Source organism: Bradyrhizobium sp. SZCCHNS3002, assembly GCF_032377435.1.
Classification (GTDB): domain Bacteria; phylum Pseudomonadota; class Alphaproteobacteria; order Rhizobiales; family Xanthobacteraceae; genus Bradyrhizobium.
In genome coordinates this window covers 74851-101126 of sequence record NZ_JAUHHY010000019.1, presented here as the reverse complement: position 1 = coordinate 101126, position 26276 = coordinate 74851, and the positions used below count along the sequence as shown (strand labels likewise).

The window sequence follows — 26276 nt, the reverse complement described above, 5'->3', positions numbered from 1 at the left end:
TCGGTGCCGCTGTCTCAGCGCAGGTAACTGGCGAGGTTCAGGCTCTGGATCTTGGAGATGGCGGTATAGCTCGCCGTGAGCTGGGCCTGATATGTCGAGAGCTGGGCGGTGACCGCAGCGACGTCGACGCTGGTCAGGTCGGTCGCCAGGCTCTCGGCATAGCTCTTGTAATCGGTCTGCTGCGACTTCGCGCTCTCGATCCGGGACGCCGCATCGGAGAGCTTGGCCTGCACCGTCGCGACGTCGTCCACCGCCTGATCGGCAAGCGTCAATGCGGAGGTGACGTCGGTTCCGGAGAGGGTCGAGCTGTTGGCGACGAACTTCAGGACCCGCATGACCTCCTCGAACGCCGGGTTGTCGGCGGTGACGCCATAGGTGACCGACTGCCCATCGGAAACCCGGACCGAGGCCAGCTCGCCGTCGCCCCGATAGTAGCTGCTATCCGTCGTTGTCAGCGATCCCGTGCCGGAGGCGAAGCTCGACGTGTCGACCGCCGCCGTCGCGGTTCGTCCGCCGCCGAACAGATACTGCCCGTCATACTGGGTGTTCAGGATGCCCGCCATCTGCTGCAGCAACTGCTGCGCGCTGCTGATCGCGGACGTGGTTCCCGTGCTGCTGCCGGAGCTCGCAGCACTCAGCGCCGTGCGCAGCTGACTGACGATGTCCGACACCTGTCCCACGGCGGAATACATCACCTGCACCTTGCTGTCGGCCAGGGTCGCGGCATCGATATAGGACTGCGCCCGCGTGACCGACACCTGCAGATTGACGACGTGCTGGGTGTCGGCGCCATAACCGGCGAGATACTCGGTCTTCAGCCCCGAGGCCTCCTGCACCTGGAGGTTGGCCATGGTCGCCTGCGTCCGCAGCGCGCTCGCGATCATCTGGTCGGAGTTCGAGAATGTCGCAATCCGCATCGTCATGATAGGCGCTCCGGACTAGGTCGACTGCACGGCAGTGAGCAACGACGAGAACATGCTGTTGATCACGGAGATCAGCTGCGAGGCGGCAGCGTATTTGTTCTGCAGCGAGCTCAGCCGCGCCGTCTCCTCGTCGAGGTTGACGCCCGACTGCGAGGACAGCGAGCTCGCATAGCTCGACTGGGCCGTCGATTTCGCGGTGTAGGCCGTCGCGGCCTGCGACGCCTTGCTGGCCACATTGGCGACGATCGCCGCGGCATAGTCGGCAAACGAACCGCTCGTTGCGCTCAGGCCGCCGGCCGAGGCGAAGCTGGTCGAGCCAGTCAGCTTGTCGATGAGCGCGTTGATGACCGTCGCCGAGCCGGCCGTCAGCACCTGGCTGCCGGTCGTCAGGGTCGCGGAGCCGTCGAGCGTGCCGGTCGGAAGACCGGCAGCGCCGCTCAGGATGCTACTGTTGACGGCAAAATTGGCCGCGCTCGTGCCGGTGACGAGGTCATTCATGCCGAAATAGCCGGCGAAGCCGCTGCCGCCGATCGCGCTGGTCATGTCGTTGATCGCGATGCCGTTCGACGACGACGTGGCGCTGATCGACAGGTGCCCGCTGGAATCGATCGAGGCGGAGACGCCGGAGATGCCGTTGAGCGCTGTGACCAGATCGCCCACCGTCGCATAGGACGACAGGTCGATATCCTGATACGAAACGAGATTGCCGCTCTGGTCAGCCACGGCGATGCGGACCGTTCCGGATGCCGCCAGGGCCGTCGTGCTGCTGACGCTCGCCGATCCGGTCAGGGTAGTCGGAGGTGGAACGGCCGACGCGCTATCAGTGATCGAATTCAGCGCCGATTTCAGCTGCGAGGCCAGTTGATCGAGCTGGGTCTGCGCGGCCGGCAGGGTTTCGTCCCGCAACGTGACCAGCGAGCCGATCTTGCCCGACGTGATCTGGGACGTGACGTCGACGCCGTCGACCGTGATGCCGCTGAAGTCGCCGGACGCATAGCTCGACGCCGCCGAGACATTCGCCGAGGCCGTATAGCTCAGTGTGTGCGCCGAGCTGTCGACCAGAGCCCGCCCCGACGAGGTATAGACCTGAAGATCGCCGTTCGACGCCGTGTAGTAGCTGACGTTCATGTAGGACGACAGGTCCTGCAGCGCCGCGTTGCGCTCGTCCTCGAGATCCGCGGTCGATTGGCCGGACGCCGCCATCTTCCGTATCTCGACGTTGAGATCGGCGACCTGCTGCAGGTCGTCGTTGACGCTCTGGACCGACGACGCGATGTCCTTGTCGGCATTGGCGCGCAGCGTCTGCACGCCGCTCGACGTGCTGCGCAGCTGGCTGGCGAAATCGTCCAGCGCGCTGACCACGGCCGATTGCAGCGACACGCTGCTGGGCGAACTCGCCAGCGACGACAAGGCGGACTCCAGCGAGGCCAGCGAGTTTGCCAGCGACGTTCCCGTCGTCGAGGTGCCGGACGTGGACGCGCTGCCGAACAACTGCTGGAGTTGCGTCAGGTAATTGTTCGTGGTGTCGGCCGCGCCGAGCTCGGAGTTGGCTCCGATCAGGGATTTCAGCAGCAGCTTGTCGACATTGCTTGAAATGCCGGTAATGGAAACGCCGGTTCCAACTCCCCCGGTCACGTTCGTGACCTGGTTGGCCGTCTTCTGCGTATACCCCTTCGTGTCGGCGTTCGAGATGTTCGACGACGCCACGCTGATCTGCAGCTCCGTGGCCGAGATGCCGCTGAAGGCGACCAACCGTGCTATGTCGAGCGACATTGCCTTACTCCCGCTGCTGGCTGGCCATCACGCCCTCACATTGGTTCCGCACGATGTCGCACGCGCGGTACGACGTCCACCGGCTCCATAGGGGGAGGCATTTGCGATCTGCTCGCGGATCGCCTGCATGACCGCCTCGATGCGACGATTGCTGGCTTCGATCGCGGCCCGCAGCCGCACGAGGTTCTCATCCATCGCGCCACGCAGGTTGAGGATGTGCTCCATGAGCTGCTCGCGCAGGACGCGGTCGCGGACGTCGAGGCTTGCCGTCTGCCTGGCGCATTCGGCCACCCGCTGCTCGAACAACCCGGCCAACCGGTTCTTGTCGTCGAGCTGCTTCGAGCGCGAGGCCGGCAATCCCTTGGCGAGCTCCACATTCTCCTCCGACACCACCGCGATGAGTTCGTCGATCAGCGCGATCAAGGTCCGCACCTCGTCCTCGCTTGCGGGCCGTCGATCGGCCTGAATTGCGTGTTTCATCCTGTCGCTCCCCTCTTACTGTTCACGTTGCGGTCGGCGACTGATTTGCGCGACGCGGGCATAGGTATTCAGCGCCGTCACCCTCACGGTGGCGACCTTGAGTTCCTCGTCGAGCAGCGCACATTCGCGAAGCAGCTTTCGTCGGACCGTTTCGATATCGTCGATCAAGGCCAACAGTTGCACGCGGTCGTCCTTGCCGGCGGTCGCGGCGCGCAGTCTCAGCCGCCGCAGCTTCTTCAGCAGAACCTCGCCCTCGCCGAGCCGCTCCCTCTTGAGGTCGGCCATGATCACCTCATCGACGAGATCAGGGTGTCGTACATCTTGTTGACGGCCGAGATCACCTGCGACGCCGCCGAATAGGCCTGCTGAGCCGAGATCATGCTGCTGAACTGGCCCGTGGTATCGGTCGTGCTCGACTCCAGCTCGCTACCGTAAATGGTCCCTGCACCATTCTCGCCGGATGCCTGCAGGGTCGCGTTGCCCGATGTCGCCGTCGACGTGTACATGCCGCTGCTATGCGCCACGAGGCCATTGGGATCGGCGAAGGTCGCCACCGCGATCTTGTAGATCGGAACCGTCTGGCCGTTGGAATAGGTCGCCTCGACAAGACCGTTCTTGCCGACCGAAATGCTGCTCAGCGTTCCGAACGAGATGCCGTCGGAATTGGCGCTGAAATTGGAGACGCTCGGCGTCGTGCTGCCGGACGACAATTGGGTCAGACCGTCGGTGCCGCCGCCGGTGGTGCCGAAGCTGAGCGTGATCGAGCTCGCCGCGGCGCCGTTGTTCCAGGTGATGCCGAGATTGGTCGAGGAGACCGTGCTCAGCGAGCCGTCAGAGTTGAAATCGATCGTATAGGTGCCGCTCGTCACGGTGCCGTCCGACGCCGTGGCAGGCGCGACATCGGCAGTCCATTCGTTCGCCGTCGCCGACTTGGTCCAGGTCACATTGAGCGTATGCGACTGGCCAAGCGAATCGTACACCGTCATCGAGCTGCTGAAGGTGTCTCCGCTCGCAGCATCGGCCGGCAGGTTGGCCGCAAGCGACGTCTTGGTCGTCGCCCCACCATTCGTCAGCGCCACCTTGGTATTGACCGGCTCGAGGCCGTTGCCGACCACGTTGCCGCTCGCATCTGTGCGCCAGCCTTCGAGATAGTAGCCGTCGTTCTCGAGATAGCCGGCATTGTCGGTCGTGAACGCGCCGTTGCGCGTGTAGAAGGTCTCGCCTCCGGCCGAAGTCGAGTTGGTCGCGACGAAGAAGCCCGAGCCCTGGATGGCGACGTCGGTCGCGTTGGTGGTGGCGGCCAGCAGCCCCTGCTGCGTGATGTTGGCACGGCCGGAGACCGAGACGCCCCCCGAGGAATAGGCTTTCGAGCTGCTCGATGCCGTCACCAGCTGCTCGAACAGGCCGGACGTGGTCTTGTATCCGGTCGTATCGGCGTTGGAGATGTTGTCGCTGATCATGGCGAGCGACGAGCTCTGCGCGTTGAGCGCCGAGATCGCCGATGACAGGGCTCCAGAAAGACTCATGATTGTACTCCGGGTAATGCGGTCAGGAGGTGACGCCGATGATGTTGCTGGCGCTGACAGGAACGCCGCCGACGGTGAGCGACGGCGTGCTGGTCGAGGTGTCGATGCCGGTTACGGTCCCGGTGACCGTCGTGTAGTTGAGGACCGAGGTGCCCGCGGAGTCCGTCGCCGTCACGGAGATCGTGTACTGGCCGCCATTGCTGAGCTGATTGCCGCTGGAATCGGTGCCGTCCCAGGTGATCGAATTGGCGCCCTTGTTGCCGGTCCCGGTGCCTGTCCAGACCGTGCTTCCGGAGGAATCCTTGATCGAGATCGAAACGTTTGACGCTGCTGACGACAGCGAATAGCCGAACGTCGCCGAGCCGTTCGAGAGGACGGCAGTGTCACTCTTGGCCTCGACGGTGTGGCCGATGTAGTTCACCGAATTCAGCGTCACCAGGCTCGAGAACGAGCCGGCCAGCGAGGTCATGCTGCTGTTGAGCGACTGCTGCGAGGTGAAATTGGCGTAGGACGTCATCTGGTTGATGAAGTCGGTCACGCTGGTCGCGTTGAGCGGATCCTGGTTCTGCAGTTCGCTCACCAGCAGCTGAAGAAAGTCGGTCGAGCTGAGCGTCGTACGCGATGTGTCGCTGGACGATGATGTCGATGAGGTGGTCGCGGTCGACGAACTCGCGGCGGTGACGGTCATGGCAGAACTCCGGCTCGCGCCGCGAGCGGCGGCGGGACACAGCACGACCACGCGGTCGTGAAGGCGTTTGCTGATCAAACGGCCAGAGCGCCGATTCCAGGCGCACAATTAGTCGATCGAATTAGTTGATCCGACGGCAGAATTTGCCGCCGCGCTGTTGCGCAGAGGCGGCAAAAATCGCCTGGTGCGAGGCCCCGATCTGCATCGGCGCCACGGCTCGCCGTCGTCGCACTCGGGCGCCCTCGATTCGCGCGCAAGCGAGCTCAAGAAACTGAGCGAGATGACAGTTGCGATGGTGTTGCGGTTCCAGCGGCGAGGTCCGACCGGCCGAAGCGCAGCCGCGCAAGCGCGGTCCTGGCTAAGGCTCAGCCAGGCTGATGGGCGTCAGCCGGCGGGGTTGCCGCTTCCTCTTGGGCCAGGCGATGGGCCGCAGCAAGGATGCGCGACGTCAGGCCGGCGGGTGCACGAACCGGCGGCGACGACAGCGCCTCACGAACGAGACGTGCCTCGGATAGCAATCGATCGGCTTCGGGAGAGGACGCAAGCAGATCAGCAGCGGATTGACGCTGCTCCGCCGGCCAGCGCGAGAGGTCCTCACCCAGCCTGCCGATCAGATCCTCGAATTCCCTGACGTCCATCGTCCGCCCAATCCAGCGCTTCCAGCTTGGTCATAAAGCATTCAGCCCGCGAACGAAATTGATATCGGCAATTGTGACGATCGACCGCAACCAAGCCCTGGAAACTCCGTACTTTTCGGGAGTCGTATGCACGCGAGGCCGCACTGGATACCGAAACAGGAGACAATGCAGCCCATTTCTGATCGATTTCTCAAGATTTCCGCAGCGCGGCGAGTGCCCGATTCGGCGAGATCTACCGACGGTTGGCCGAATCAGCAGCCGCTCGCTTTCCCCGGGCCGCCACATCGACAGCCTCCCACGCCTGCCGCAGTTCCAGCAGGCTTTCGGTGATCCGCTGGAAATTCTCGCGCATGTGAGGTCGACCATAGGCCCGCAGCGCGGCCACGATCAGGGCGTTGTAGGTTCCGAACAACTGGTCGGCGACCAGTCCGCCGCGCGTGGAATCGAGGTGCAAGCTCAACCCGCGCAGGATCGCCGTTGCCCGGGTCAGGTGGGCATGCCCCTCCTCGAAGCGACGCACCTCCTGCGCTTGCACGGATTTCTGCAGGCAGGTGACCGCGCCGTTGAGCAGCATGATCACGGCCCGCAGCGGCGGAACCGCGACGGCCGTGCCGCGGTAGGCCTGACTTGCAAATTGCGCCATCGAACTCTGGGTCATCAGTTACTCGAACTCGAATTGAGGAGGGCTTTCAGATAGGTCAGCGTATTGTTGGCGCTCTCGATCGCGGCCTGGTACTTGGCGTATTGCGCCGTGAGCTGGGTCTGGAACGTCGCAGCCGAGCTCTTGATGTCGTTGACCTTGGCCTGCATCGTCTCGTCCTGGGACGTCAGATTGTCGATCAAAGTCTGCAACGAGCCGGTGCTGGACGATGCGGTCTTGGCGATCTGGTAGATCTGGGTTGCAAGCCCCTGGGTCGAGGTCACCGTGATCGATTGCGAGGTCGAGCCGGTATAGGTGAAAGCCATGCCGGCATAGATCGTCCCGGAATTGCCCACGATCGTGTTGCCGCTGACCGTGAACAGCGAACTGTCGCCACCGACGGATGCGGCCGAGAGATTCCCCGAGGCATCCACCGTCAGATCCAGGGTGAACGACTGCGGCGACGACCCGGTATTGACGACGCTGAGCTGGCTCGACGAGGTCTTGGTCTGCGCCGACAACAACGTCGTCACACCGCTCAAATTGGTGCTCAGGATCGTCGACAGCGTGCCCGTATCGAGTTCGAGTTCGTTCTTTTCGTTGAACGAGAGACCAAGGTCCGCCATCGTCAGCCCGCCGACGGACGTTCCGAGCACGGCCTGAAGCGAGTTCATGATGTCGCGCATGGTGCCGTCGCCGAACAGCACCGAGCTGGATGAGGCGGTTCCGTCGGAGTTGGTGGTCTGCTGCGCAATCACGGCATCGCGGAACGCATTGTAGTCGGTGACGAAGGTCTGCAGCGCCGACGAGATCTGGCTCGTATCGGCGCCGATGGTGACGGTCAGCGTCGTTCCGGAGGGTGTCGCCTGCAGCAGATCGAACGTGACGCCGCTGAGCACGTCGGTGATGTCGTTTGTGTTGCGGGTCAGGCTGATCCCATCGAGCGTGAACTCCGCGGCCTGGGCCGTCTGCAGCACCGTCGCGAAGGCTCCCGAGCTGTCGGTCACCCCGAGCTTGTTGAGGATGTCGTCCCCGGACGAGCTTGCATAGGTGATGTCGGCGGCATCCTGGGTCCCCGTCAGCACCAGTTGATAGGACCCGCTCGATACCTGGACGATCGACGCCTCGACATCGGTCGTGGAGGTCTGCGCGTTGATCGCGTCGACGACATCCTGCAGCGACATGCCGCTGGTGATGGTGATGTCGGCCGTGCTGCCTCCGGACAGGCCGAGCGAGAACGTGCCGGAATAGCCGAGGGCCGCGGTCTGGCTCGACTGCGTCGTGCCCGTCACCTTGTGCGCCGTGGCGACCTGGCCGATCGTCAGCGTGTGGCTGCCGGTCGCGGCTCCATTGCTCACCGACATCGACAGCGCCGATGAGGCGCTGACGTCGCCGGTCGCGCTGATGGTGGCGGCCCGCGTGGCGAAGGCGTTGGTCGCAAGCGAGTTCACCATCGATGTCGCCAGCGACGACAATCCCGATGACAGTGTCTTCAGTGCGGTCTGCAGCGTCTGGTACGCCGTGATCTTGGCTTCATTGGCGGTGATCTTGGTCGAGATCTGGGTCGCCTGGGTGAGCTTGGCATTGACGGCGGACTCGATCAGCGCGGTCCAGTCGATCGTGCTCGTGGTGCTCGTTCCCGACGTCGTGAGCGAGCTGCTCGAACTCGTCGATGATGAAGAAGACGATGTCGTGCTGGTCGTGCTCGAGGTTGCGCTGCTCACCGTCATCCGTCGTCGTCCTCCGAGGAAAAAGCCGGACCGGCGAGGCGCCGGCCCGGCAGATCACGGCTCAGCCCAGCAGCTTCAGGAGGTACTGCGGGATCTGGTTGGCGGCGGCTTCCGCCGATACCGCGGCCTGGGTCTTCACCTGCGCCGACGACAGCTTCGCCTGCTCCGAGGCGATGTCGACGTCCTTGATGGCGGAATTGGCCGATTGCAGGTTCTGCGTCTGCGTCGAGATCGAATCGGCCGAGAAGTTGAAGCGCGACTCCTGCGCGCCGATGTCGGCACGCGCCTTCGACACGGTGTCGATCGCGGTGTCGAGAGTGGTCAAGGCTGCGGTCGCGCCGGTCTGGGTGCTGACGTCGAGCGACGAGACGCCGAGCGTGCTCGCGGTGAGATCCGACAGCGTGATGTTGATGGTGTCGGACGCGGACGATCCGACCAGAACCGAGACGCCCGACGAGAACGTGCTGGTGCCGTCGAGCAGGCTCTGACCGCTGTAGCGCGTTCCGGTCGCGATCGACGAGATTTCGCTGATGAGCTGCGAGAATTCCGACTGGATGTAGGTGCGGCTGGTTCCGACCGTGGTGCCCGATGCGGACTCGGAGGCCAGCGACTTCATGCGCGCCAGGATGTCGCTGATGTTCGACGCGCCGCCATCCGCGGTCTGCAGGATCGACGTCGCCTGGGCGGCGTTGGTCGCGGCCTGCTGCAGCGTGGTGATGTCCGAGGAGATGCGCGTGGAAATGGCGAGACCGGCCGCGTCGTCCGAGGCCGACGTGATGCGCGAACCGCTCGACAGCTTGGAGAGCGAGCTCGTCTCCTGGTTGGAGTTGATGTTCAAGTAGCGGACGGCGGAGTTGGCGGCGATGTTGGTGGAAATTGCGGGCACGGTGAGGACTCCTGAGTGATCGGCAAAGCACGCCGCATCGTGGAAGGACTGACGGTGCGGATCGGCCCCGTCTGACCGATCAAACGGAAGCGCCTGCGGGAATCAGGCGGGAATTCTCCCGCGCCGGGAATTTTATGGTTAGCAATCGGTGAAGGCGCCGCGAATGTCGCGCTCGTGACGCCGCAGCATGTCGCGCAGATGCTGGCGACCCCGCTTCAACAGCGACTCCACGGCGGCCACTGTCGTGTCCATCACCTCGGCGATTTCGCCGTTGCTCATGTTCTCGTGATACGACAGGATCACGGCGATCCGTTGCTGCTCCGGAAGCCGCTGCATCGCTCCTTCCAGGAGGTCGCTGAGCTCCGCACGCTCGATGACGCTCACGGCATCCGGCTTGCCGTCCGCAACCTCGGGCACCACATCGACATTCTCGGTCCGCGGCTTGCGGCGGATGTCGATGCAGCGGTTGCTGACGACGCGATAGAGCCAGGTCGAGAATTTGGCACGGCCGTGCTGCCACCGCCCGCGATGAGTCCAGACCTTCAGCATCGTATCCTGAACGACGTCCTCGGCGTCGGCGGCATTGCCGACGATGCGCAACGCAATCGCATAGGCGCGGTCGATGTGGCGCTCGACGAGAAGGCGAAATGCGAGCTCCTCTCCGGTGGCCAGCCGGTCGAGCAGATCCTTGTCCTCGTCGAAGACCATGGTCTCGCCCGGCGGCGCAGAGTCTGGAACGGTGCTGACCGACTCGCTCGACGGCAGCACCACCGCGACGTCCGGGGACCCCGGCTCCTTCGAAGATACGCCATCGGCCGGGGCCCAGACGTCCAGCGCGTAGCTCATTTCCGCATCTCCAACCCGCAATGCCGAATGCGGTATTCGCAGACGGCTTCCGATCGTTGAACGCTGTGATCGAGAGAAGCAGGCGAAGATTTTTCGTGATTTTTCAGGTAGTTAGATGGAATGTTTTGCCTAGGGACAGGCAAATTCTGCCGCACGCGGATCGAGCGCTCGACGATCATTGAGAAGGAGAGGCCGATGTTCGGCATGGCGCGGGTTCATTCCGGAAGACGAGTTCAGCAGAAAACGCGGGCTGCAACGCTTACTAACAGCATCCCTGGATGCGGGCCGCGCACACCAAATCTGCGGTCGATCAAGATCCGGAGTTCTTGCGAAACGATCATCTCGCCCGGCAATTTTTTCCGAATCACCTCGACGAAATTATCGCATTTTTCGACTCTGTCAGTTTCCGCAGACGCGATTTTTGAATCTCGTGACGATTTTTGCGACAAGGCGCGCCTGATCTGTCGTGCTCGTACGTTGTAGTTGCTGATGGAACGACAAATGAAGCGATCGACGTGATGCGTCGCGCGCCGACGACGCACGCGTAGGTGTCAATCGATGTCTGTAGCGTCACCGAATGTTGCTCAATGTTTCGATCGACGTCGACTTTCGTGAGTATCGTCGCGTTCGATATCTCAGCGCGAAGCGCGCGATCCGCGCCCGCGACTGCTTTTTAATGCCCGATTTCGTACTTCGGCGTCGACCAAGCGCTATCAGATCGAAAGCGAATGCCCGTACGTCTTCTTACGCATCCACGATGTTGATTCATCTGTGCGGGCTTCGCGCGGCGCGCCGGCAACATTGCGAAACGAAGTTCGCGTTTTCCGTGTCGAGAGCTTCGTCCTGCTCGCATCATCGCAAGTGACCGACGCCGGCGCATGCGTGATCGACGCGCCTGATTGGCCGACGTGGTCCGTTTGATTGTGCAGGAGGACCCGGCATGATGCGACAAGACCCGAAAGCCATCGACGACGACCCGACGCAAGCCTTGCGCGCTCGAGGCGTCAGGCTCGGTCAGCAGCAAGGTCTTCGTCTGCAGTGGCTGTCGCGGACATTCGGGCCGCTGGTTCACTGCGACGAACGTCCATCGCCTGGCCGCGGCCGCACGATCGTCCTGCTCGATCCGCCAACCGGCGCGGGTGCGGAGCTGCTGTACGGCACGCTGACCTCGCACGATGCCGTGGCGATCCCTTTCGGCGAAAACCCCGCGTTCGATTTCCTGAAATCCAAGTTGACGGCGTTCGGCACCGTCGGCACCTCGGCCGACGGTCCGCATGAATTGTGGTGGGGCGGCCGCGACTGGCCTGCTCCGGAGACGGCACCCGCAACTACGATGGGTGTCGTGTCCTGCCATCCGACGACGGTCGGCGACTTGCACGTCTATCATCTCAGACGCTCGCTGCAGCGGCTCGGGCTCCCATTCGACATCGAGGCGATCGATTGCCGCCCCGGCGAACGCCTGAGCGCTGCCGACAAGGCCGACTTCGTCGCGCGGATGTGGCAGCGGCACCGCGAGCCGCTGTTGTACGTCGAGGCGGACGTGATGTTTCAAGCCGCCCCGGGCCTTCCTCATCTGGCCGGCTGCGACTTCGCCGTCCATAAGTGGAACGGCTGGGAGATGTCGCCGCGCACTCTCTATTTCGGCCGCTCCAAGGCGGCCGAGACCATGCTGACGACCTGGCGCGAGATTGCCTCGACATATCCCGATGTCTGGGACGGCTATCTGATCGACCAGGCCTGGAGTGCAGTAACGTCCCAGATCGCACTCGATACGGTCTGGCTTCCCCGCAGCTACCATGCCGTTGCAGGGGAAGCCGGAGTCGGCAACGCGACGATCGTCCACAATCTGAAGCCGACAAACGCTGATCTCGGCCCCGACCCGGACTTCGCCGAGGTGGCACGCTCGCCGCGGCGGGCGGGGCGCGTCGGCGCGCTGGAGTCGCTGCTCGTGGTGCGCTCGAAAGTAAAATCTGGCCGGGGCGTCACGGTCATCCTGCGCGATGTCGAAGGTAGCAGCGCGCGCGCAACGGCCGACAGCATCGAGCGGCTGACGAGCGCCTTCGTCGCCGATTGCGGCGGCTTTGGCCGCCTCGAGCTTTCGCTGTGCTCGTGGGCGCCGGAGGTTCGCATGGCGCGGCGGGCCGCTTTGCTGGCCGACAACATGGTACTCGAGATCGTCCCCGGTCAGGAGCTGCCGGCCGATCTGTTCGCCGCCACCGCCGCCTCGGAAGCCATGCGCCGGCCCGCCAGCTTCAACGCCCATCGCCACTGACGCCAGCCAGGACAAATCATGTTCGACACCATCATTCTTCTCACCGGCAGCCGTGACCAGCAGCTCGCGTTGTCCGAGCTCCTGCGGGCGCACAACCCTGCCCTCGCATTCCGTTGCGCGGTCAGCCTGCAGGACCTCGAAGCCATCGAACGCGACGTGCTCGGCAGATCCCGCCTGCTTGCGTTCACGACCGGCGTCGTCGTGCCTGCCGCCATCCTTCAGGCGCTCGGTTACGGCGCCTACAATTTTCATCCGGGCCCACCGGATTATCCCGGCTGGGCGCCGGCCCATTTCGCAATGTACGACGGTACGAAGCGCTTCGGCGCGACGGCCCACGCGATGGAGACCCGGGTCGACTGCGGCGCGATCGTCGGTGTCGAGCCGTTCGACATCCCCCAAGGCGTGGATGTCCGCGGCCTGGAGCAGATGGCGTTCGTGCGGCTCGCCTATCTGTTCTGGCGGATGTCGCGCGACCTCGCCTGCCAGGCCGGCCCGCTGCCGGCGCTCGGCACCGGTTGGAGCGGCACCAAGAGCACGAGGCAGACGTACGCCGCCCTATGCGACATGCCCGCCGACATCGATCGATCCGAGATGGCGCGCCGCATCCACGCCTTTCACGACGATTTCCGCGGCATTCCACTGACCGTCAACCTGCACGGCACACGGTTTCAGCTCATGCGCGCCGAGGCCGCCGTCGGCGAGCCGATGACGGTTGACGCGCCGGCGTTGGCGCTCGCGTCGTGACCTAACGCTTGAGCGGCTTGATCACGGTCTGGTCGAGCCGCGTTTCCCAGCCGTGACGTTCCAGCTCGGGATCGTCATGCTCCTCCTGCGGCCAGCCGACGCAGAGATACGCAATCAGGCTCCAGTCCGACGGCAATTCGAGCGCGCGACAGACAGCCTCCGGGTCCAGGATCGACACCCAGCCAACGCCGAGACCTTCCGCGCGCGCCGCCAGCCAGAACGTCTGGATCGCTGCGACCACCGAGTAGCGGAGCGTTTCCGGCATCGTGGCGCGGCCGAGACGATGCCCGGTGGCAGCGCCTTCGTCGGCACAGACGGCGAGATGGACCGGCGCCTGCGTCAAGCCTTCCAGCTTGAGGCTTGCATAGAGCGCGCGCCGCTCACCATCATAGCCGGCGAGCGCCGCCTGGTTCGCATGCTGGAAGTTCTCGATCACCGTCGCGCGGCGTTCGGCGCTCTCGACGAGCACGAACCGCCAAGGCTGGCAGAAGCCGACGGACGGCGCGTAGGACGCGAGAACGAGCAACTGCTCGATCAGCTCAAGGGAGACCGGATCGGCGCGGAAACGGCGGACGTCGCGACGCCAGCGCACCAGCTCGGCAAAGCGCTGCCGGAATGTCGCGTCGAACTGCGGAGGGCTTCGGCCTGGCTCGCTCATGCGCCCTCCCCGCTCAGGACGTGCAGGAACGATCCGGTCATCGACCCGCGCCGGGCGCCGCGCTCGGCGATGACGCCGCCCGAGGCATCGCGGCACGCGATCAGCGGATCGTCTGCCTCGCTCAGGATGGTTGCATAATGGAATTCGTGGCCGTGAACGACGGCCCCTCTCGGGCCGAGGCTGCAGTCGACCAAGAGCGTCGCTTGACGATAGCCGAGATGCAGGCGGCGTCGCGCGAACGACGTTTCCAGTGACAGCAGCCCAGCCATCGCATGCCGGACACCATGGGCATCTTCGAGTCCCGCGCCTAGCGTCATGTAGCCGCCGCACTCGCCGTGGATTGGCACGCCGCGCGAGGCCATCGCGCGCAACGCGTCCAGGAACGACCGCGCCGAGGCCAGCCGTCCCGCATGCAATTCGGGATAGCCGCCTGGCAGCCACACCGCGTCGGCTGCCGGATCAGGAGCCTCGTCGTTCAACGGCGAGAACGGGATGGCCTCCGCGCCCTGAGCGCGCCAGTGCCGCAGCAGATGCGGATAGCTGAACGAGAAGGCCGCATCTGATGCGAGCGCGATGCGCTGTCCGGGCGGTTTGATGCCGAGGCTGGAGCTCAGCGCGGGGAGGCCAGGCGCCCGAATCGGATTTGCGAGAGCAAGCACCGCGTCGAGATCGACCGACCCGGACACGCTTGCCGCGAGACGCTCGAGATGGGCCTCGATGGCCGTGATCTCCTGGGCCTGGACCAGCCCGAGATGGCGTTCCGGCAAGGTCAGTTGCGCGTCCCGTGCCAGCGCGCCGAGCACCTCGATTCCGACGGTCGCAAACGCCGGCTCGATGAGCGCCCGGTGCCGCTCGCTCGCGACCCGATTGAGGATCACCCCGGCCACGTGGACATCGTCGCGAAAACGCGCGCAGCCGAGCGCGACGGCGGCGGCCGTCTCGGTCTGCCCGCTGACATCGAGAACGAGCACGACCGGCCAGCCGGTCAGGGCTGCAAGATCTGCGGCCGAGCCCCTGCCCGCGCGCCCGGGATGTGACGCGCCATCGAACAGGCCCATGACGCCCTCGACGAGGGCGATATCGGCGTCGGCGGCAACGCCGCAGGCAAGCCCGAGCAGCTGCGGCGCGGACATCGCCCAGCTGTCGAGATTGTAGCTCGTCCGTTGTGCCGCGGCCGTGTGATAGGCGAGATCGATATAGTCCGGGCCGCATTTGAAGGGTTGCACGCGCGCGCCGCGCCGGCTGAGTGCACGCAACAGCCCGAGCGTGACGGTCGTCTTGCCGGCGCCCGAACGCGGCGCGGCGATGATGATTCCGCTGGGCGCCGCCGTGCTCATGGCCGTAACGCCGCCGAGGCATGGCAAAATGTGCTATGCGAACCGACATGATGGACATCGCGGATCCGCCGAACCGACCGCTGAAGCGTGGCTGGACGACCGGCAGCTGCGCCACGGCCGCAGCGCGCGCCGCCTACGAGCTGCTGATCACGGGCAACTGTCCTGCCATGGTCGAGATCGTCCTGCCTGGCGGACGTCGCGTCGGCTTTGCGATCGCGATGCATGAGGCCGACGGCATCAAGGCCACCGCGGGCGTGGTCAAGGACGCCGGCGACGATCCTGACGTCACGCATGGTGCGCTGGTCAGAGCAACCTTGCGGCGCGGTGCAGACCACTCCGGCGTAACGTTCCGCGCCGGCCCCGGCGTCGGCACCGTGACACGACCGGGATTGCCGCTGCCGCCGGGAGAGCCTGCGATCAATCCGGTGCCGCGCGAGATGATCACGGCGGCGATTGGCGAAGCCTCGGCAAAGCTCGGTGCGACAGGCGACGTGGCCGTCGAGATCTCCATTCCCGGCGGCGAGGAGCTCGCCAGAAAGACGCTCAACCCGCGGCTTGGCATCGTCGGCGGCCTGTCGATCCTCGGCACCACGGGGATCGTGGTGCCGTTCAGCTGTGCAGCCTGGATCCACTCCATCTATCGCGGCATCGACGTCGCGCGCGCGGCCGGCCTGCCGCACATCGCCGGCGCGACGGGAAGCACCTCCGAGAAGGCCGTGCAGCAGCTCCACGGCCTGCCGGAGACGGCGCTGATCGACATGGGCGATTTCGCCGGCGGCATGCTGAAATATCTGCGCCGACATCCGGTGGCCCGCGTCACCGTGGCCGGCGGCTTCGCCAAGATGACCAAGCTCGGCCAGGGCCTGCTCGACCTGCATTCGCGCGCCGGAGAGGTCGATCTCGGCTGGCTCGCGACCACGCTGCATGACGCCGGCGCGCCGGACACGCTGGTCACGCGCGCACGCGCGGCCAACACCGCGCTGCAGGTGCTGCAGGAGGCCCAGCGGGTCGGATTTCCTGCCGGCGAGGCCGTCGCGCTCGCCGCCTGGACGACGGCGCGGCGCGCGCTGGGCGACAACGACATGGCGCTCGACGTCGCCGTGTTCGATCGCGACGGCCGGCTGGTCGGACAAAGTCGAGGGCCGGCTCATTCGCCCCTCCCACGGAAGCGCCGCTGATAGTCGGCATCGTACAGCGCGCTGTTGCGAAAATCCTCGGCTGCGAGCGCGCGGCCCACCAGGATCAGCGCGGTCCGCTCCACGGCGGAAGCCGCGGCCTGGCCGACGATGGTCGCCAGCGTGCCGGTCAGGACCAGCTGGTCCGGCCAGCTCGCGCGATAGACGATCGCGACCGGACAGTCGTCACCGTAATGCGGCCGCAGCTCCTCGACGACCTTGTCGAGAACGTGGATCGAGAGATGGATGGCGAGCGTGGCGCGCGACTGCGCGAACAGCGAAAGCTGCTCCGTGTCCGGCATGGCCGACGCGCGGCCGGAGGTCCGCGTGAGCACCACCGATTGGGCTAATCCCGGCAAGGTCAATTCGCGGCCAAGCGCGGCCGCCGCCGCCGCGAACGACGGCACACCGGGTGTGATCGTGTAGGGAATCCGCAATGCATCCAGGCGCCGCAATTGCTCGCCGAGCGCGCTCCAGATCGAGAGATCGCCGGAATGCAGCCGCGCCACGTCGTCGCCCGCGAGCGTGGCGCGCTCGATCTCGGCCACGATCTCGTCGAGCGACATCGGTGCCGTGTCGACGATACGTGCGCCGGGCGGGCAATGATCGAGCAGCGCTCGAGGGACCAGCGAGCCCGCATAGAGACATACCGGACAGCGCGCGATCAGGTCACGGCCGCGCAAGGTGATCAGGTCCGGGGCGCCGGGACCGGCGCCGATGAAGTGCACCGTCATGGCGCACGCTCCGCATCGATGGCCGCCTCGCCCTCCGCCAGCGCGCAGGTCGCTACGGCGTTTGCGACGCGCGCCAGGACCAGCCGGGCATTCGCGCCGGCGGCAGCCAGCGCCGCCGTCTCGGCAACCGAAGGTACACCCTTCAGGCGCCTGACGCGATCGCTTCGCGTGATCGCGCGATCGGCGACAGCCGCCATGTCAGCAGAGGCCACTCCGACGAGCGGGCGGCCAAGCCGGCGCGCGGCGCTGATCACGCTGGGTTCGCTGACCTTGTCCGCCGCCGTGGCGAGCACCGCCACGTCTGCCGGGGCGAGGCGTGCAAGCGAGAGCGCCTGTGCGATCACCGCCTCGATGTCTGCGACGCTGGCGGCACGCCGGCAACCGATTCCGAGCGCGATCATGGTTTCGTCACCCGCCACTGCGTGATCGGCATGGCCTGCCGCCAGCCGTGCATGCGGCCGACCGGCTCGATGCGCGAAACCGCGATGCGGATCAGTTCACCGCCATGCTGGCCGAACAACGCGCTCAGCCGCGCCTCGCCTTCGAGCGACACCACGTTGGCGACGAGGCGGCCGCCGGGTTTCAGCCGCGACCAGACGGCTTCGAACACACCCATTTCCGAAATGCCGCCGCCGATGAAGACCGCATCGGGCGCTTCCAGATCCGCCAGCACCGCCGGCGCGCGTCCCATCACCACCTTCAGCTCGGGAGTGCCGAGCGCCAGCGCGTTGCGCATCGCCCGGTCGGCCCGGTCCTGCCGCGCCTCGATCCCGATCGCGCGCAGCGAGCCGTGCCGCAGCAGCCACTCGATTGCCACCGCGCCCGAGCCCAGCCCGACGTCCCACAGCAGTTCGCCTGGACGCGGCGCCAAGGCCGACAACGTCACGGCGCGAACGTCACGCTTGGTCAACTGGCCGTCATGCTCGAACAGGTCATCGGCAAGACCGGCGGTCAGCGGGATCACGGGCGCATCAACCTCCGCGTCGACCTCGATCGCGATCGTCGTCAGCGGATGGATATCGGAGAGATCGAACGCGTCAGCTGGCGCGCCTCGCACCCGCTCGTGTGGGCCGCCGATCGCTTCCAGCACCGTCAGGCGCGAACGTCCCATGCGGCGCGAGGTCAGCAGCGCGGCGAGCCTTGCGGCAGTGGATCCATCCCAGGCCAGCGCCAGAATGCGCGCCCCCGGCGCAAGATGGCGGATGATCCCTTCCAGCGGGCGGCCGTGCAGCGTCACCTGCGCCACGTCCTGCAGCGGCCAGCCGAGCCGTGCCGCCGCGAGGCTGAAGGCCGAGGGCTGCGGGACGCAAAGCATCTCGGCGGACGCGAAGCGCTGCATCAGCTGCTTGCCGACGCCGTAGTTGAAAGGATCGCCGCTTGCGAGAACGACGACGGGCTGTCCCCGTCGCGACGCGATCTGATCGAACGCGAGCTTCAACGGGCTGGGCCAAGCCAGCCGTTCCCCCGCGATCAACGGCGCGGCAAGTTCGAGATGGCGCGCGCCTCCGACCACGAGCGCCGCCTGCGCGATGAGACGTCGTGCGGACGTCGAGAGACCGTCAACACCATCCTCGCCAATCCCGACGATGGACAGCCAGCGCTGCGCGTTGCAAGTTGCGGCCGAGTTCACCATGGACACTGCCCCGCATGCGTATTCTCATTCTTGGCGGGACGACCGAGGCTTCGGAGCTGGCGCGGCTGCTCGCCGGCGACGACCGGTTCGCAGCGACGCTCTCGCTCGCCGGCCGCACCGCCGCGCCCAGACCGCAGCCGCTGCCGACGCGCATCGGCGGCTTCGGCGGCACCGCCGGACTGGAAGCCTGGCTGCGGGATCATGCGATCGACGCCGTCATCGATGCCACGCATCCCTACGCCGACCAGATCTCGCGCCATGCGGTCGCAGCCTGCCATGCGCTGTCGGTGCCGCTGGCGTCGATCCGGCGCGCGGCCTGGCAACGCCAGGCCGGGGACCGCTGGATCGAAGTCGGCAGTGCCGACGACGCGGCTTCCGCGCTCGGAACGGATCCGGCGCGTGTATTCCTCAGTCTTGGCCGCCTGGAGCTCGCAGCCTTCGCAGCAGCCCCGCAGCACCACTACGTCGCGCGAACCATCGACCCGCCTGGCGACGTCGCGTTGCCGCCCGACATTCGCTTCGTCCACGATCGCGGGCCGTTCGACGAGCCGACAGAGCAAGCCTTTCTGACCCAAGAGCGCATTGCCTTTGTGGTATCGAAGAACTCCGGAGGCGCGGCCACGTATCCGAAGATCGCAGCCGCGCGGCGGCTCGCGATTCCCGTGGTGATGATCGCAAGACCCGACAAGCCGCATGGCATCGCGCTGGACGGCGCGCGAGCCGCATTGCAGTGGCTGGAGGCACAACTGGTTCATGCCCCGCCCTCGACCTCACGGCGCAGCGTATAGACAAACGGCGACTTTCCCTCGCGCGCGATCAGGCGCGTGGCGCTCGATCCGATCAGCACGAGCGTGCGCATGTCCGCCTTGCCGGGATCGACCTCGCCCAAGGTGGTGATGATCCGTCCGACATCACCACTGCCCGCGGCCCGCACCATGACGACGACGGTCGAAGCCGGCTTGATCTGGCGCAGCAGCGCGAACGCCTCGCCCAGCTGATGAGGCCGCGCCTTGGACAGCGGATTATAGAGCGCAATGACGAAATCGGCCGCGGCGGCCGCCTCGAGGCGGCGACGGATGGTCGTCCAGCTCTTGAGATTGTCGGAGAGCGAGATCGCGCAGAAGTCGCCGCCGAGCGGCGCCCCGACCTCAGCCGCGGCCGCCAGCATGGCGGTGACGCCAGGCTCGACGCGGATGTCGAGGTCGCGCCAAGCCGGCGGTCCCGCCTCGACCGCCTCGAACACCGCCGCGGCCATCGCGAACACGCCGGGATCACCGCCCGACACCACCACGACCTGCTTGCCGTCGCGTGCGAGCGCCAGTGCGTGGCGCGCACGGTCGAGCTCGACGCGATTGTCGCTGGCGTGCCGGATCTGGCCCGGACTCGTCGAGGTCACCCTGTCGAGATACGGTCCATAGCCGATCAGATCGGTCGCGCTTGCGATGGCGGCCGCGGCGGCGGGCGTGATCAATTCGGCCCGCCCCGGGCCGACGCCCACGATGGTCAGCGTGCCCGTCATAGCCGTCGCCCCTGCCCGGGGATCAGGATCATCGAGAAATAGGGACCGCGGTCCAGCTCCACCTCGGCCAGCGGCGCGACGCGCTGCGCCTCCATCGTGCCGCGCTCGACATAGAGCGCGCGATCGAGCAATCCGGCGCTGATGATCGCGCGCTTCACCTTGGCGAGGTTGCGCCCGACCTTCATGATCACGGCAGCCTCGCAACGCGTCAGCCGATCATGCAGGACGTCCTCGCCCAACGTGCCCGGCAGCACCGAGAGGACGTCGTCGCCCCAGGTGATCGGAACATTGGCCTTTGTCCAGCAGCCGGACATGCCGGTGACGCCCGGCACCACCTCGACCGGATGATCGTGCTCCAGTCGCCGCCACATATGCATGAACGAGCCGTAGAAGAACGGATCGCCTTCCGACAGCAGACCGACCGATCGCCCCGCCGCCAGATGCGCGGTGATGCTGTCCGACGCGCGCCGATAGAAATCGGCGATCTCTGACTGATAGGACGGGTCGGCGACGGGCAGTTCCTCCGTGACCGGATATTCGAGCCGCAGCTCGTGGCGGCCGGCTTCCATCAAGGGCGTCACGATCCGACGCGCGTTGCCTTCCATGCCGCGCTTGGCAAAGAACGCCACCACATCGACGGACCGGACCAGGCCGGCGGCGCGCAAGGTCAGATAGCGAACGTCGCCCGGACCGACGCCGATGCCGTACAGCGTGCCGGGATGAGCCGAGCCCGCGATGGTGTCTAAGAGGCTCATTCGACGTCGCTCGCGATGGCATTCACCGCCGCGACCGCCATCGCGCTGCCGCCCTTGCGGCCCTTCACGATCAGATACGGCACCCGGCCATCGGCCGCGAGCGCCTCCTTGGACTCCCGCGCTCCAACGAACCCAACCGCCGTCCCGATCACCGCAGCCGGTCGCGGCGCGCCCTGATCGAGCATGTCGAGCAGATGAAACAACGACGTCGGCGCATTGCCGATCGCCACCAGCGCGCCGCCGAGATGCGGCCGCCACAGCTCCAGCGCCGCGGCGGATCGGGTGGTCCCAAGCTTCGCGGCAAGCGCGGGCACCTCGGGTGCCTCGAGCGTGCAGATGATCTCGTTCTTCTCCCGCAGCCGCGCCCGCGTGATCCCCTGCGCCACCATCTTGGCATCGCACAGGATCGGCGCGCCGCCATCGAGCGCCGCCCGCGCCTCCGCGGCGAAATGTTCGGACATCGCGATGTCGGAGGTGATCTCGACCATGCCGCAGGCATGGACGATGCGCACGGCGATCTTCTCTTCCAGTCCCTGGAAGCGCGACAGGTCGGCCTCGGCGCGGATGGTCGCGAACGAGCGGCGGTAGATCTCCGCGCCGTCCTTGATGTAGTCGCGGAGCTCAGACATCGGCCTTTTCTTTCGTTTCGAACAACCCGTCGACGTCGATCTCGGCGGGATCGAGCATGCCGCAGGGCTCGCTCTTCACCGTGCCGTGGCGGACGATGTGATAACCTTTGGCCTCGCCGACCAGCACGATGTCGGCAGCCGCCGACCGTGCACAGCCCTTGGCGCAGCCGGAGACGTGCAGCGTGCCGTTGAATCCCGTCCGGGCCATCGCATCGGCGATCATGCGGGCATGCTGCCGCGTCGCCAATTCCGTGGACGGACAGCAGCCGGCGCCCGAGCAGGCGTCGATGTGCATCAGTGGATCGGCGTCGTCGACGACCAGGCCGAGCCGGGCTGCGTCCGCCACCAATTGCCCTGCACTCACGGCGCCCGCGACGACATATAGCGCGCGCCATGGTGACAGGCGGACCTCGGCGACATCATGTGCCGCGAGCACGGCCGTAAGCCGCGCCAGCGCGTCGCTATCGATGCGGCCGAACGGCACGCCGAGACCGACGGCGCAGGTTTGATCCGTGAGAGCAATGACGCCGCAATGTCGCTGCCCCATGGCGGCTGACGGTGGCGCGATGTCGGAAACGTCAAGGTTCAGCTTTGCGCTGACCGCGGCGATCGCGGACGGCGGCAACGTCGCGGAGCGGCGCGTGGGGCTAAGTTGCAGCACCAGCCGCGCGAGGTGAACGGCCGTCGATGCCGCGTCGATCACGGCTGTCGTTCCGAGCCACACGGGATCATCGGAACCCGCAATGCCGACGGCGACACGCCTCCCCCGAGTGCCGCCACAGGCGACGAGACGAACATCCGCGGCGAGCTCCGTCAGCGGCAGCCGGCCGCCGCCGTCCAGCGCAAAGCCGAACTTGGGCGGCAGCGCATGGAGCGTCTGATCCGAGGCCAGCAACGTCTCCAGCTCGCCCGCGACGGGTCGCATGTCGGCCCGTTCGGCCGGGTCGTGTCCCGCCAGCGGATTGACGACGATGTTGCGGATGGCTTCGAGCTCGGCGCTGTCATCGAGCAGGCCGAGCGATGCCATCAGCTCCCACAGCGGCACGAGCGTCTCGGACGATACGCCACGTATCTGCAGATTGGCGCGGCGCGTGAGGTCGATCTCGCCGTTGCCGTAACGCCGCGCGGCCTCGGCAAGCTCGCGCAGCGTCGACACCGGCAGCGCGCCGCCATGCGGCCGGACGCGAACGATCAACCCGTCGCCGCTCGGCATCGGACGCCGCGCGCCCGGACACCAGCCCTTGATCTCGACCGCGGCGCTCACGACACGCTCTCCTTTTGCGTGAGGCGCGCGCGAGCCTGCACGATCTCGTCAGCGACCGCATTGCGGCGCGGCACCCAGAGCTGCCGGCGCAGCGCATCCTCGAACCGCGAGACGATCGCAGCGACAGCCGCAGGATTGCGCGCGACCATCCCGTCCAGCACGGCCTCGTCGCGCAGCAGCGCGCCATGCGCCAGATCGAACAGGTGCTCGGCGACGGCATCGGAGGTGGCCGCAAAGGCATAGAGCGCGTCGACGCCCTGCGCGATCTCGGCCACGCCGCGATAGCCGTGAGCGAGCATTCCGTTGATCCACCGCGGATTGGCGAGACGGCCGCGGACCACGCGGGCAATCTCCTCACTGAAGCTCCGCGCCGTCGGCGCCTCTGGACGGCTGGTGTCGAGATGCAGCAGCGCGGGCGACGCGCCAAGCGACGCTGCGGCGGCGGCAAAACCTCCGGCGAAATCGGCGGCCTCCTCGCCATCGAGCAGGTCGCGCTCACGATCGTCCTGCGGATGCACGAGGGCATCGGCGCTGCGGACGCGGGCGCGAAACGTGTCGGAGGCCGACACGCCGTCATGCGCTCCGCCGAAACTGTAAGCGGTGCTCTCAAGATACGCCTCGCCGAGCTGCGACCGGCTCGTCCAGTCCATCCCGAGCGCGAGATCGGCGGCAACGGCGCCGTAGCTGCCGGGCGCGCCGCCGAACACGCGCGCCAGGCTCTCGCCGCGCCGCCGGGCCGCGGCCAGCGGATTGTCGGCATCGTCCTCGTCGAGCGCCGCCACCTTCTGCACGGCGAGATCGAACAGCGCGATCTGCGCTTCGAACAGGTCGCGGAACAGCCCCGAGATCCGCAGCGTCGCATCGATGCGCGGGCGATCGAGCATCGCCAACGGCAGCACATCGACGCCCGTGACGCGATTGGAGTTGAGATCCCAGCGCGGCCGCACGCCGAGATAAGCCAAGGCCTGGGCCAGATCGTCACCCCCCGTGCGCAGCGATGCGGACGCCCAGAGATCGAGCATGAGCGCGCGCGGGTAGTCGCCATGGTCCTGCAGATAGCGCCGGATCACCTCGTCGGCGGCACGCTGGCCAACCAGAGCCGCAGTACGGGTCGGAATCGCGCGCGGGTCGATCGCGGTCAGATTGCGGCCGGTCGGCAGCACGTCGAGACGGCCGCGGCTCGGCGCGCCGGCCGGACCGGCGGCGACGCGCCGGCCATCGAGCGCAGCGAGCAACGCGGTGCGCTCGGCCGCAGCGCTCGCAGCGATCCGGGCCGCGATGTCGACGCGATCGACCGCCACGGCCGCCGGCCCCACGGCCGCCGTGATCGCATCGGCCAGCAGGCCGGTCGCGGCCGTGTCGGGCGCCTCGCCGAACACATGCAGGCGGTCGCGCACCGCGAGCTCCTTGATGTCGCAGAGCTGCGCATCGAGCTGCGCGATCGCCTCGCGTCCGGCCATGGCACGGTCGAGCCCGCAATCGGCGGCCAGGCCGCTCTGCCAGGCCCGCGCGACGATCTCCTCCTCGAGCAGCTTCAGGCGCCGTTTGTCGAGACCGTCGGCCTCGGCATATTCCTCGACCAGCCCCTCCAGCTCCAGCAACGGTCCGTGCAGACCGGCTTGCGACAGCGGCGGCGTCAGGTGCCCGAGCGTCAGCGCCGACAACCGCCGCTTGGCCTGCATCGCTTCGCCGGGATTGTTGACGATGAAGGGGTAGATCACCGGCAGCGGGCCCAGCACGGCCTCCGGCCAGCACGCGTTCGACAGCGCCAGCGCCTTGCCAGGCAGCCATTCCAGCGTGCCATGCGCGCCCAGATGAATCAGCGCATCGATCCGCTCGGCCTCTCGCAGATGCGCGTACAGCGCGACGAAAGCGTGCCGCGGCGGCATGCTGGTGTCGTGATAGCCGGACTTGCGGTCGGCGCGATGGCCACGATCCGGCTGCAACAAAATCAGAAGTTTTCCTGTACGCAGCACCGGGAAACGGAACGCGCCATCCCGGAATGCCGGGTCGACATCCGCCTCTCCCCAGGTATCGTGCAAGACGCGCTGCAGATCATCCGGCAGCAGCGCCAGCGCGCACCGATAGATTTCGAGCGGCACGACGAGCTCATCTGCCTCGTCCCGCAGCAGCGCTTCGATGTCTTCAGCGGTCGGCGCTGCGCGGCCGATGTCGTACCCGCTGTCCGCCAACAGCCGCGCGATCGCGGCCCCGCTTGCGCTGGTGTCGAGCCCGACCGCATAGCCGCGTCGGCCGCCGCGCGACGGATAATCGGACAGCATCAGCACCACGCGCCGCTCGCCGGCCGACAGCGCCCGCAGGCGCGCCCATCGCGCCGCCAGCCGGGCGACGTAAGCGATGCGGTCCTGTTGAGGCACATAGCGCATCGCGCCGAACTGCAGACGCTCATCCGCCGGCGCCTCACCCTTGAACGCAATCGGGCGCGCCAGCAGCCGGCCGTCGAGCTCCGGCAGCACGACATTCATCGCAAGGTCCGTCGGCGACAGTCCACGCGCCGAGGAAGCCCAGGCTTCCTCGGTGCTCTGTGCCTGGATGATCTGCAGAACCGGCGCGTCCGCGAGGTCGAGCGCCGTTGTGCCGTCCTCGCGCTGCGCCGAGAACGCGGTCGCGTTCAAGATGACTGCAGGACGCCGGTGCCGGACCAGTCGCACCAGCGCATCGCCGATGCTGGGATCCTTCAGGCTGGTCACCGCGACCGCGACCGCCGCCAGCCCTTCGGCTTCGATCGAACGCATCAATTCCGCAATCCCGGCCGTATCGGCGGCGAGCAGGCTCGCACGGTAGAACACGATCAGCGCGCTCGGCCGTGCATCATCGTGGCTGCAGAGGTCATCGATGCCGACCGCGCCGCGGTCGCGCGTAAAGCCGACGATCGGACCGATCGCGATCGGCTCGGCAAACGGCGCGTCACGGCCAAGCAGGCGCGCGAGATAACGCAGCGCCTCGCGCGCATTGCCGACGCCGCCCTCGTGCAGATAGCCGTAAAGCCGCGACGTCGCGTCGTGCGGCAAGGTCGAGAGCGCATCGAGCCGGTCGTCGGCGCGATCATCGCCCGGCAGTGCCGCGAACAGGATGTTGCGGCTGCGGCAGGCCGACGCGATGCGCTCCAGCCCGTAGCGCCAATAGTCGAGCCCACCGAGACAACGCACGACGACGGCGCGCGCCCCGAGCACGACGCGGTCGACATAGAGATCGACCGACATCGGATGCTTCAGCCGCTTCAGGCTGGCGAGGCGCAGGCTGGGCAGTTCGGTCGACGTCGCGGTCCAGGCTTCGGCCAACGCCGACAGGTCGGTGTCCGAGAACGACAGCACGACGATCTCGGCCGGCGACTGCGCAAGATCCACGGCCTGTTCGAGGTCGTCGAGATCCCCGCCCGTTGTCGCCAGCAGGTGCATCGGTGAC

General features: G+C 66.6%; 26 protein-coding genes. 4 read left to right on the top strand and 22 right to left on the bottom strand.

Annotation, left to right across the window (positions count from 1 at the left end):
- Window positions 1-14: 14 nt before the first annotated feature.
- The 12 genes from QW845_RS30190 to QW845_RS30135 form a co-directional block, all read right to left on the bottom strand.
- On the bottom strand, window positions 15-923 hold the full coding sequence (locus QW845_RS30190) for a flagellin (protein WP_315805152.1): 909 nt from the start codon (window positions 921-923) through the stop codon (window positions 15-17).
- Window positions 924-938: 15 nt separating this feature from the next.
- Window positions 939-2696: a flagellar hook-associated protein FlgK gene (gene flgK, locus QW845_RS30185; protein ID WP_315805151.1), complete on the bottom strand. Its 1758-nt coding sequence runs from the start codon at window positions 2694-2696 to the stop codon at window positions 939-941.
- Between the two features lie 27 nt (window positions 2697-2723).
- Window positions 2724-3176 carry a flagellar protein FlgN gene (locus QW845_RS30180; RefSeq protein ID WP_315805150.1) on the bottom strand — a complete coding sequence of 151 codons (453 nt, stop codon included), beginning with the start codon at window positions 3174-3176 and terminating at the stop codon, window positions 2724-2726.
- Between the two features lie 15 nt (window positions 3177-3191).
- On the bottom strand, window positions 3192-3461 hold the full coding sequence (locus tag QW845_RS30175) for a hypothetical protein (protein ID WP_315805149.1): 270 nt from the start codon (window positions 3459-3461) through the stop codon (window positions 3192-3194).
- Window positions 3462-3463: 2 nt separating this feature from the next.
- Window positions 3464-4702 (bottom strand): flagellar hook protein FlgE, encoded by a 1239-nt coding sequence (gene flgE / locus QW845_RS30170; RefSeq protein ID WP_315805148.1) that lies wholly within the window; start codon window positions 4700-4702, stop codon window positions 3464-3466.
- A gap of 22 nt (window positions 4703-4724) precedes the next feature.
- Window positions 4725-5390: a flagellar hook assembly protein FlgD gene (locus QW845_RS30165; RefSeq protein WP_315805147.1), complete on the bottom strand. Its 666-nt coding sequence runs from the start codon at window positions 5388-5390 to the stop codon at window positions 4725-4727.
- A gap of 365 nt (window positions 5391-5755) precedes the next feature.
- On the bottom strand, window positions 5756-6028 hold the full coding sequence (locus tag QW845_RS30160) for a hypothetical protein (protein WP_315805146.1): 273 nt from the start codon (window positions 6026-6028) through the stop codon (window positions 5756-5758).
- Between the two features lie 232 nt (window positions 6029-6260).
- A complete protein-coding gene (locus QW845_RS30155; protein WP_315805145.1) occupies window positions 6261-6686 on the bottom strand; it encodes a flagellar export chaperone FliS in 426 nt (141 codons plus the stop codon).
- Window positions 6686-8398 (bottom strand): flagellar filament capping protein FliD, encoded by a 1713-nt coding sequence (fliD, locus tag QW845_RS30150; RefSeq protein ID WP_315805144.1) that lies wholly within the window; start codon window positions 8396-8398, stop codon window positions 6686-6688. Before fliD ends, QW845_RS30155 begins: the two co-directional genes overlap by 1 nt.
- Before the next feature lie 61 nt (window positions 8399-8459).
- Window positions 8460-9284, bottom strand: a complete 825-nt coding sequence (locus QW845_RS30145; RefSeq protein WP_315805143.1) for a flagellin — start codon at window positions 9282-9284, stop codon at window positions 8460-8462.
- 138 nt (window positions 9285-9422) lie between these two features.
- Window positions 9423-10130 (bottom strand): RNA polymerase sigma factor, encoded by a 708-nt coding sequence (locus QW845_RS30140; RefSeq protein ID WP_315805142.1) that lies wholly within the window; start codon window positions 10128-10130, stop codon window positions 9423-9425.
- Window positions 10127-10336, bottom strand: a complete 210-nt coding sequence (locus QW845_RS30135) for a hypothetical protein (protein ID WP_315805141.1) — start codon at window positions 10334-10336, stop codon at window positions 10127-10129. The genes QW845_RS30140 and QW845_RS30135 overlap by 4 nt, the downstream gene beginning before the upstream one ends.
- 734 nt (window positions 10337-11070) lie before the next feature.
- Between QW845_RS30135 and QW845_RS30130 the strand changes: the two genes are divergently transcribed.
- A complete protein-coding gene (locus tag QW845_RS30130; protein WP_315805140.1) occupies window positions 11071-12402 on the top strand; it encodes a hypothetical protein in 1332 nt (443 codons plus the stop codon).
- Between the two features lie 18 nt (window positions 12403-12420).
- On the top strand, window positions 12421-13146 hold the full coding sequence (locus QW845_RS30125) for a formyltransferase family protein (RefSeq protein ID WP_315805139.1): 726 nt from the start codon (window positions 12421-12423) through the stop codon (window positions 13144-13146).
- Window position 13147: 1 nt separating this feature from the next.
- Here QW845_RS30125 and bluB read toward each other — a convergent pair whose 3' ends face one another.
- Window positions 13148-13804, bottom strand: coding sequence for a 5,6-dimethylbenzimidazole synthase (bluB, locus tag QW845_RS30120; RefSeq protein ID WP_315805138.1), 657 nt, complete (start codon window positions 13802-13804; stop codon window positions 13148-13150).
- A complete protein-coding gene (locus QW845_RS30115) occupies window positions 13801-15141 on the bottom strand; it encodes a cobyrinate a,c-diamide synthase (protein ID WP_315805137.1) in 1341 nt (446 codons plus the stop codon). The genes bluB and QW845_RS30115 overlap by 4 nt, the downstream gene beginning before the upstream one ends.
- 47 nt (window positions 15142-15188) lie before the next feature.
- Between QW845_RS30115 and QW845_RS30110 the strand changes: the two genes are divergently transcribed.
- A complete protein-coding gene (locus tag QW845_RS30110) occupies window positions 15189-16319 on the top strand; it encodes a cobalt-precorrin-5B (C(1))-methyltransferase (RefSeq protein WP_315805136.1) in 1131 nt (376 codons plus the stop codon).
- Here the strand turns inward: QW845_RS30110 and cobM are convergent.
- From cobM to cbiE, 3 genes are read right to left on the bottom strand one after another with little or no spacing between them, the layout of a single operon-like run.
- Complete coding sequence (gene cobM / locus QW845_RS30105) at window positions 16289-17050, bottom strand: precorrin-4 C(11)-methyltransferase (protein WP_315805135.1); 762 nt, start codon at window positions 17048-17050, stop codon at window positions 16289-16291. The two genes, QW845_RS30110 and cobM, sit on opposite strands and share 31 nt — an antisense overlap.
- Window positions 17047-17451: a cobalamin biosynthesis protein gene (locus QW845_RS30100; RefSeq protein ID WP_315805134.1), complete on the bottom strand. Its 405-nt coding sequence runs from the start codon at window positions 17449-17451 to the stop codon at window positions 17047-17049. The genes cobM and QW845_RS30100 overlap by 4 nt, the downstream gene beginning before the upstream one ends.
- Window positions 17448-18683, bottom strand: coding sequence for a precorrin-6y C5,15-methyltransferase (decarboxylating) subunit CbiE (cbiE, locus tag QW845_RS30095; protein ID WP_315805133.1), 1236 nt, complete (start codon window positions 18681-18683; stop codon window positions 17448-17450). The genes QW845_RS30100 and cbiE overlap by 4 nt, the downstream gene beginning before the upstream one ends.
- 14 nt (window positions 18684-18697) lie before the next feature.
- Here cbiE and QW845_RS30090 point away from each other — a divergent pair, with 14 nt between their 5' ends.
- The gene (locus tag QW845_RS30090) at window positions 18698-19471 is read left to right on the top strand and encodes a cobalt-precorrin-6A reductase (protein WP_315805132.1); all 774 of its coding nucleotides are present in this window, start codon (window positions 18698-18700) and stop codon (window positions 19469-19471) included.
- Here QW845_RS30090 and cobJ read toward each other — a convergent pair.
- The 5 genes from cobJ to cobN are packed head-to-tail and all read right to left on the bottom strand — an operon-like array spanning window position 19435 to window position 26269.
- The gene (gene cobJ / locus QW845_RS30085; protein WP_315805131.1) at window positions 19435-20202 is read right to left on the bottom strand and encodes a precorrin-3B C(17)-methyltransferase; all 768 of its coding nucleotides are present in this window, start codon (window positions 20200-20202) and stop codon (window positions 19435-19437) included. The genes QW845_RS30090 and cobJ overlap by 37 nt on opposite strands.
- On the bottom strand, window positions 20199-20957 hold the full coding sequence (locus tag QW845_RS30080) for a precorrin-2 C(20)-methyltransferase (RefSeq protein ID WP_315805130.1): 759 nt from the start codon (window positions 20955-20957) through the stop codon (window positions 20199-20201). Before QW845_RS30080 ends, cobJ begins: the two co-directional genes overlap by 4 nt.
- Window positions 20954-21586, bottom strand: coding sequence for a precorrin-8X methylmutase (locus QW845_RS30075; RefSeq protein WP_315805129.1), 633 nt, complete (start codon window positions 21584-21586; stop codon window positions 20954-20956). The genes QW845_RS30080 and QW845_RS30075 overlap by 4 nt, the downstream gene beginning before the upstream one ends.
- Complete coding sequence (cobG, locus tag QW845_RS30070; protein WP_315805128.1) at window positions 21579-22850, bottom strand: precorrin-3B synthase; 1272 nt, start codon at window positions 22848-22850, stop codon at window positions 21579-21581. Before cobG ends, QW845_RS30075 begins: the two co-directional genes overlap by 8 nt.
- Entirely contained in the window at window positions 22847-26269 is a 3423-nt protein-coding gene (cobN, locus tag QW845_RS30065) for a cobaltochelatase subunit CobN (RefSeq protein ID WP_315805127.1), read from the bottom strand. Before cobN ends, cobG begins: the two co-directional genes overlap by 4 nt.
- Window positions 26270-26276: the final 7 nt, after the last annotated feature.

Bases quoted from the DNA above. Each gene is read 5' to 3' on its own strand.
- bluB (WP_315805138.1), bottom strand. From the start codon at position 13,804: ATGAGCGAGCCAGGCCGAAGCCCTCCGCAGTTCGACGCGACATTCCGG.
- QW845_RS30190 (WP_315805152.1), bottom strand. From the start codon at position 923: ATGACGATGCGGATTGCGACATTCTCGAACTCCGACCAGATGATCGCG.
- cobM (WP_315805135.1), bottom strand. From the start codon at position 17,050: ATGACGGTGCACTTCATCGGCGCCGGTCCCGGCGCCCCGGACCTGATC.
- QW845_RS30180 (WP_315805150.1), bottom strand. From the start codon at position 3,176: ATGAAACACGCAATTCAGGCCGATCGACGGCCCGCAAGCGAGGACGAG.
- QW845_RS30130 (WP_315805140.1), top strand. From the start codon at position 11,071: ATGATGCGACAAGACCCGAAAGCCATCGACGACGACCCGACGCAAGCC.
- cobN (WP_315805127.1), bottom strand. From the start codon at position 26,269: ATGCACCTGCTGGCGACAACGGGCGGGGATCTCGACGACCTCGAACAG.
- fliD (WP_315805144.1), bottom strand. From the start codon at position 8,398: ATGACGGTGAGCAGCGCAACCTCGAGCACGACCAGCACGACATCGTCT.
- QW845_RS30135 (WP_315805141.1), bottom strand. From the start codon at position 10,336: ATGCCGAACATCGGCCTCTCCTTCTCAATGATCGTCGAGCGCTCGATC.
- QW845_RS30100 (WP_315805134.1), bottom strand. From the start codon at position 17,451: ATGATCGCGCTCGGAATCGGTTGCCGGCGTGCCGCCAGCGTCGCAGAC.
- QW845_RS30165 (WP_315805147.1), bottom strand. From the start codon at position 5,390: ATGACCGTCACCGCCGCGAGTTCGTCGACCGCGACCACCTCATCGACA.
- QW845_RS30125 (WP_315805139.1), top strand. From the start codon at position 12,421: ATGTTCGACACCATCATTCTTCTCACCGGCAGCCGTGACCAGCAGCTC.
- QW845_RS30175 (WP_315805149.1), bottom strand. From the start codon at position 3,461: ATGGCCGACCTCAAGAGGGAGCGGCTCGGCGAGGGCGAGGTTCTGCTG.
- QW845_RS30080 (WP_315805130.1), bottom strand. From the start codon at position 20,957: ATGAGCCTCTTAGACACCATCGCGGGCTCGGCTCATCCCGGCACGCTG.
- QW845_RS30075 (WP_315805129.1), bottom strand. From the start codon at position 21,586: ATGTCTGAGCTCCGCGACTACATCAAGGACGGCGCGGAGATCTACCGC.
- flgE (WP_315805148.1), bottom strand. From the start codon at position 4,702: ATGAGTCTTTCTGGAGCCCTGTCATCGGCGATCTCGGCGCTCAACGCG.
- QW845_RS30155 (WP_315805145.1), bottom strand. From the start codon at position 6,686: ATGACCCAGAGTTCGATGGCGCAATTTGCAAGTCAGGCCTACCGCGGC.
- QW845_RS30140 (WP_315805142.1), bottom strand. From the start codon at position 10,130: ATGAGCTACGCGCTGGACGTCTGGGCCCCGGCCGATGGCGTATCTTCG.
- QW845_RS30115 (WP_315805137.1), bottom strand. From the start codon at position 15,141: ATGAGCACGGCGGCGCCCAGCGGAATCATCATCGCCGCGCCGCGTTCG.
- flgK (WP_315805151.1), bottom strand. From the start codon at position 2,696: ATGTCGCTCGACATAGCACGGTTGGTCGCCTTCAGCGGCATCTCGGCC.
- QW845_RS30090 (WP_315805132.1), top strand. From the start codon at position 18,698: ATGCGTATTCTCATTCTTGGCGGGACGACCGAGGCTTCGGAGCTGGCG.
- QW845_RS30160 (WP_315805146.1), bottom strand. From the start codon at position 6,028: ATGGACGTCAGGGAATTCGAGGATCTGATCGGCAGGCTGGGTGAGGAC.
- cobJ (WP_315805131.1), bottom strand. From the start codon at position 20,202: ATGACGGGCACGCTGACCATCGTGGGCGTCGGCCCGGGGCGGGCCGAA.
- cbiE (WP_315805133.1), bottom strand. From the start codon at position 18,683: ATGGTGAACTCGGCCGCAACTTGCAACGCGCAGCGCTGGCTGTCCATC.
- QW845_RS30110 (WP_315805136.1), top strand. From the start codon at position 15,189: ATGATGGACATCGCGGATCCGCCGAACCGACCGCTGAAGCGTGGCTGG.